The following is a 5,502-nucleotide window of genomic DNA, read 5'->3' on the forward strand; positions in this document are numbered from 1 at the left end:
CGCGGCCGTAGCTCTTGCCCACCCAGAGACCGCCGTTGCGCTTCGCGTCGTAAAGCGCGATCGCCGGCGACTGCAGGATGTCGAGCAGGCGCTCCCGGCCCACCCAGTCGAGAACGTGCGTCGCGGCTTCGTTGCTCGAGACGCGGATCATCTTCGTGATCTCGTCGAGATGCGCGGCATCGAGCGGAAGGCGCCCGCGCCCGGCCTCGACGAATGCGCCGAGCAGGATTGCGATCTTCGGCAGGCTCGCCGCGTAGACCATTTCGTGACCGTTCAGCATCGCGAGCCGGGGCGCATCGGCGCGTGAGAGGTCGAGGAGGGCGAGCGAGAGATGGCCTGCCTCGACCCCGGCGGTCAGGCCGAGATCGCGCACGACTCTTTCTAGCCCGCGCTGGAGAGCCGGGTCGGAGCGGTCGTCGAGGTCGCCTGCAGCGCCGGCGTCTGCGGCCGCGGCGCACGTGGACGCAGCGAGCGCGAACGCTGCGCAGAGACTCGCGAGGCGGCGGAGCAAGTTCGAAAAGGTGTGTGGCATCGGGCTCATGCGGTGGGGCTTTGCGCGGGGCGGCGGTCGGCCCGCAGCGGTCGGCGGAGACTCGGCGGAGATGATCGGGGCGAGACTATCGGGCCGCCATGGAGACGTCAATCCAGAAAATCGGCTTGACGTGTGGCGCTCGATGTGTTGGTCCATGCATCTCGCGCCAGCCGCCGCTGCTATCGCCGATGAGTGCCTGCGCGAGGGTCATGAGCCCGCCGCATAGCGAGCCCAATGTCCGGCCCGCCGCGGGGCGTCTCGGTCGACGCGCGTGCACGAGCAGTCCGGCGCGCGGCAGCTCGATTGCAATGATGCCCATGCCAACGGTTCCGCCGTGGATGAGCACGGACGATCCGGGGCCGAGTTGCGCGACGTTGAAGAAGCTATGCTAGCCCGTGAAGGCGGCCTCCGAAACAGCGGCAGCGTCGATCGGGTCGAGGCCGGGAGGCAAGGCAAGAACCTGCGCGGGGCTTGCCAGCGCGTACGGCGCGTAGCCGCCACCGTCCACCAGCGCGCAGACCTCTTCGCCAATGTCCACATGCGCACCCGGGCGCCGACAACCACCTCGACCCTCGAGACTTCCAGGCCCGGGATGTCGCTGTGCGACTGAGTGAGACCGCGTCGGCGTTGATTGCGATCATGACGATTAACGTGGGAAGTTCGCCGATTAGGTTCGACGGAGCGCAGAATCGCTGCCGGTCAGGCGGAATGCAAGCGGCGGCACGCGAGAGGCAGCACATTCGCGAGAACGGTCATGGCTGCGCCTCCACTCGCGAGTGCGTGCACGTCGTCGCTGGCACGTGCGAAAAGCGTGATTGCCGCGTCGCCCTTTGCGGGCGTCTCGTTGGGAATCGTGTCGACGCAGACGGTCTCGAAGTGCGACACGCCTCGTTCATCCTGCATGCGCGGGACCGCAGCAGCGGGTCGCCCGAACGCTGTCCCTCTCACGCGGGGCAGGGCAGACAAAGCCGCACGAGAAGGAATCGAGCGGGCATCCAGACGGTTGCTCGCGACGTTGATCGACGCATTCGTCTTCGCCCGCCTGCGCAGGACACGCGCGAACGTCTTTCGGATGTCCGCTTCGACGCTGTTCGTGTAATGGAACGCCTGCGCGTTGAGGATGCCGTGCGCAGGCGCGGAAATAACAAGCGGTTTTGTACACGACGTGGCCTCTCTAGCGGGCCGGAAGCTATGGATCTTCGAGTTGGAGCCTAACACTCAGGGTGCGAGCGAGTCGTCACCGAGACGTCCGCGTTCGGCGCAGTTTCCCTGAAGCGTCGCGAACGCTCGCGCGAGCGGTGATCGCACGCCACGGCAAGGGTTTCGTCGTGCTCGCGAACTCGGTGTTGGGCGGACTGCATCACGAGTATTCGGTCCGCTAACGCTCGCATGATCGGGTATTTGCGTAGCACATGATGTGCCGCCTCGAGCCGCTGCCCGGCGGCGATCACCTCGTCCCCTCGTCCTCGGGAGTTTCAGTAGCGCCCGTGCTGCTTGTAGATGTAGTTGGTCAGCTCCGCCTGCTGCATCGCGAGCCGGCGTTGGGTCTCGTGCACGACCCGGATGATCGCGCGCATGACCTTGTAGACGATCCCGGGATGGCTCGGGAGCAGGCTCTCGAGCTTTTCCCGCTCGAGGCCGATCACGCGCGCGTGGCCGTGCGCCACCAGCGACGCGTAGCGCTCCATCCCGTCCAGGAATGCCATCTCGCCGGCGAGATCGCCCGGCGCCAGCGTGTTGAACGTGACCTCGTGCGGGGTGCCTTTTTGCTTGACGACGCCGAGCGAGCCCCGGACGACCAGGTAGAGGTGGTTGTCCGACACGCCCTCATGGACGAGGACCTCGCCCTCCTCGAGGTCGCGCTGAGTGAGCACCTTGGAAAGGACGGCCTGCTCGCCGTCATCGAGCTCTCCGGCGAGCTTGGTCCGGGCGAGCGCTTCGAGTTTGGGATCGGACATGGCGGTCAACCTCCTGTCGTCGAATCGTCGGGATGCGTTGGCAGCGGAGGACGGGCGGTGGTATCGGCGACGCCCCCCGTCGTCGCGGCGCGACCCGCCTCGCGATCCGCGCGAGCCACGAACGCGTCGACGAGCGTGTCCGCGATCTGGTCGAACACCGGGCGCGTCGCGCGGCGCATCACCGCTCCGGCGAAGTCGTAGCCGAGGCGGAAATCGATCCTGCATCCCGCGGCGGAGAGCGGGCGCAGCGTCCATTCGCCTTCGAAGCGGCGAAACGGCCCGTCCTCGAGATGCATCGCCCTCCACTCGGGCCGCCGCTTGGGATTGCGCGTCGTCAGACTGGATCGCACGCCGCGCCAGTCGATCGCGATGATCGCGCGTACGACGCCCTCGTCGCGCTCGAGGATCGCGGCGCCGACGCACCAGGGCAGGAACGCCGGGTAGTGCTCCGCGGCCTCGATCACGTCGAACATCCGCCCGATTGTCGGCACTGCGCGCACTCCGGATCGGTGAATCGGCGATACCACTCCTCGCCGGCATGCCGCCGTGCAACGGTGCACCCGCGCCGCAGCGGCGATATTGATGTGCATCAAGCGAACCGCCGATTGGGCCGAGCGTGCGACGGCCGCCCGACACTATGGCCGCACCTTGCCGCGCATCTCCACGCCCGCCTTGCCGCTCGCCGCGAGACTGTCGAGCGAGTCGTAGAGGAGCTGCAGCGTGTAGCGGCCGTTGTGATACGCCGCCCCGGGATCCCTGAGCACATAGGTGTAGTTGTAGGTCGCCTGCTCGAGGCGAGGCGTGTACGCCGTGTACCGGTTGTCGGGCCGCAGTTCCTCCGGATCGATCTTGCCGTTGCCGTTTGTGTCGGTGTACCAGTACGGGAACGCCTCAGGGGAGAACGCGATCGAGGTGCCGCCGACAGCGCGCGCGTACTGCTGGATCGCGGCATAGAGCTCCCGCTGCAGGTTGGCAACCTCGCGCGCAAGACCCTCCTCGCGGCCGTTGCCGTCGAAGTCGCCCTTCGTGGACATCCGGATCGTTGCAGCGTCGGCCAAATTCTTCACGCCCTGGTGGCACGTGCCGCACTTCTCCACGAGCACCGCGCCTGCGTGGGGCTCATGACAGGCGGTGCAGGTGTTCACGCTGGCAACGTGGTTGAAGCGGCCAGCGTAGGCCTTGCCAGCGTACTCGTACGCCACCTTCGCGTCCGTGCCGTAGACCGTTGCGCCAGCAGGGAAGTAGTGCACGTGGACGAACACGAGCTTCGGATTCGGCGTGTCGGGGCCGGCGTTGGGGCCGAGGGCGGCGATCGCCTTGTTTGCGCTCGCCGTCGACTCGCGCCCCTGGTGGCAGGTCATGCACAGGTTCGCGTCGTTGTTGCCGCTGTCGACCGTGAGGCCGCTCGGGAAGGTCACTTTGGCGACCGTGTGGCGTGCATACGTGAGCATGTCCGCGTGGCAGTTCGTGCACGCGAATGCGTTCTTCACGTGCGGCGCGGGAGTGTTCTTGCCCTCTGTCAGGTACTGGGCAACTCCCGTCGCAGCGTGGCAGCGCGCACAGACGGCGGGGATCTCCTTTTCCTTGTCCCAGTAGTGGAAGGCCTTGCCGTCGCGGTTCAGGTGGCCTTCACCCATCTGGATCCGGGCTCCGGAGGGCTTCTCCGATTTGTGCTCCACCGAGTCCATCGCGCACGCGCTTGCCACCAGCACCGCGACCGCGACCGTCAGGCGCAAGCGTCGATCAGCCATCGAGTTCATGACCCCCCTGTGAAAAGACACCGTCTGCGCATTCTAAGCAAAGCGACGAGCCGACCCGCGCGCTCGGGCTACCGAAGCGCGCGCCTCTAGAAACGACGCGGAGCAGGCGCCTGGGTCAGCGCCGGGCGCGACACCGCTAGCCCGAGCAGGAATGCGGCCGCGACGACGACGATGACGCCGAGTCCAAACGCGAGCTCGCGCCCCTCGGCCCAGGCAGCAAACGTGCTGGACCAGCGCCCGGCGACGGCGAAAGCGGCGACGCCGAAACTCAGGGACACGACGGTGAGCCCGAGCAACCGGGAAGCGACGAGCGCGCGCGCGTGGGCGCTGCGCAGCAGCGCGGCGATCCACAGCCCGTTCGCGCCATCGACCAGCGTCATCCCGAACATGAAAGCGAGGCCGAGCACGACGGCGTGCTCCCAGCCGCCGAACTGGTTTGCAGTGATCGCAAACAGCGCCGCCTGCGAGATCGTGTCGAACGACACGGCGAAGAACCCGCCGACCAGGGCGATTGCGCCCGGGTGCGAGGTCCGCGTCAGTCGGCCGAACAGGCGCCCGCGCAGGCCGACCGGCTGGACGACCCGGTCGGCCGACGTCCCGAGCAAAGCGGCGCAGTTGACCAGGCCGAGCACGGTGAGGAACGCGATCGAGACCCACGCTCCGACATCCTCCAGCCAGCCCGGTACGGTCCAGAGGTCCGCGGCGAGACCGACCGCAAGCGCCACGCCAAGGACGACCGCGCCGTGGCCGAGGGAGAAGAGCAGGCCGCACCAGCGGGCGAGGCGTGGATGGGCGAGGCTGTTGAAGCGCGCTAGCCCGTCGATCGCGACCAGGTGGTCGGCGTCGAGGCCATGCCTCAGCCCGAGCACGAACACGAGGGTGACGAGCGCGAGCCAATCGCCGGGGAGAGACGCCATCGCCGCGGGTCGCGTCCTCTCCCCGTCAGGCCGCGATGCGGCGCCGCGGCGGCACGCGGTGCTGTGCGAGATACAGGGGCGTGCGGGACTTCGGCACCTTGAACACGAAGTGGTAGCGCGCGACGTGGTAGCTCGGATCGAAGCCGTGGAAATTGAGCTTCATCCGCTCGAGCTCCTCGGCGCGGTGCTGCGCGAGCGGCTTGACGGCCTCGTCGGCCGCGCGGCTCGCGCGCTTGCGCTCGAGGAGGTCGGCGTATTCGGGGCTCGCCGCGAGCGCTTCGGCGGCGCGCACGGCGCGCCCGAGGAAGCCGGCCACGTCATCGCCGTGCGCCTCG

Annotated in this window: 7 protein-coding genes; all 7 read right to left on the reverse strand. The window is 67.9% G+C overall.

Annotated features, from left to right (window positions below):
* A partial coding sequence (locus VMS22_10215) for a serine hydrolase (protein ID HXJ34397.1) occupies positions 1 to 373 on the reverse strand: 373 nt, incomplete at its 3' end.
* A gap of 858 nt (positions 374 to 1,231) precedes the next feature.
* The gene (locus VMS22_10220; GenBank protein ID HXJ34398.1) at positions 1,232 to 1,750 is read right to left on the reverse strand and encodes a hypothetical protein; all 519 of its coding nucleotides are present in this window, start codon (positions 1,748 to 1,750) and stop codon (positions 1,232 to 1,234) included.
* Between the two features lie 257 nt (positions 1,751 to 2,007).
* On the reverse strand, positions 2,008 to 2,490 hold the full coding sequence (locus VMS22_10225; GenBank protein HXJ34399.1) for a cyclic nucleotide-binding domain-containing protein: 483 nt from the start codon (positions 2,488 to 2,490) through the stop codon (positions 2,008 to 2,010).
* A 5-nt stretch (positions 2,491 to 2,495) separates the two neighbouring features.
* Positions 2,496 to 2,963 carry a type II toxin-antitoxin system RatA family toxin gene (locus VMS22_10230; protein HXJ34400.1) on the reverse strand — a complete coding sequence of 156 codons (468 nt, stop codon included), beginning with the start codon at positions 2,961 to 2,963 and terminating at the stop codon, positions 2,496 to 2,498.
* A 162-nt stretch (positions 2,964 to 3,125) separates the two neighbouring features.
* Complete coding sequence (locus VMS22_10235) at positions 3,126 to 4,241, reverse strand: polyheme membrane-associated cytochrome C (protein HXJ34401.1); 1,116 nt, start codon at positions 4,239 to 4,241, stop codon at positions 3,126 to 3,128.
* Between the two features lie 95 nt (positions 4,242 to 4,336).
* Positions 4,337 to 5,167: a nickel transporter gene (locus VMS22_10240; GenBank protein HXJ34402.1), complete on the reverse strand. Its 831-nt coding sequence runs from the start codon at positions 5,165 to 5,167 to the stop codon at positions 4,337 to 4,339.
* Between the two features lie 25 nt (positions 5,168 to 5,192).
* Positions 5,193 to 5,502, reverse strand: a 310-nt coding sequence (locus VMS22_10245; protein HXJ34403.1) for a hydrogenase maturation protein, incomplete at its 5' end; no start/stop codon positions are given.

The organism is Candidatus Eisenbacteria bacterium, assembly GCA_035577985.1.
Classification (GTDB): domain Bacteria; phylum Desulfobacterota; class Binatia; order DP-6; family DP-6; genus DATJZY01.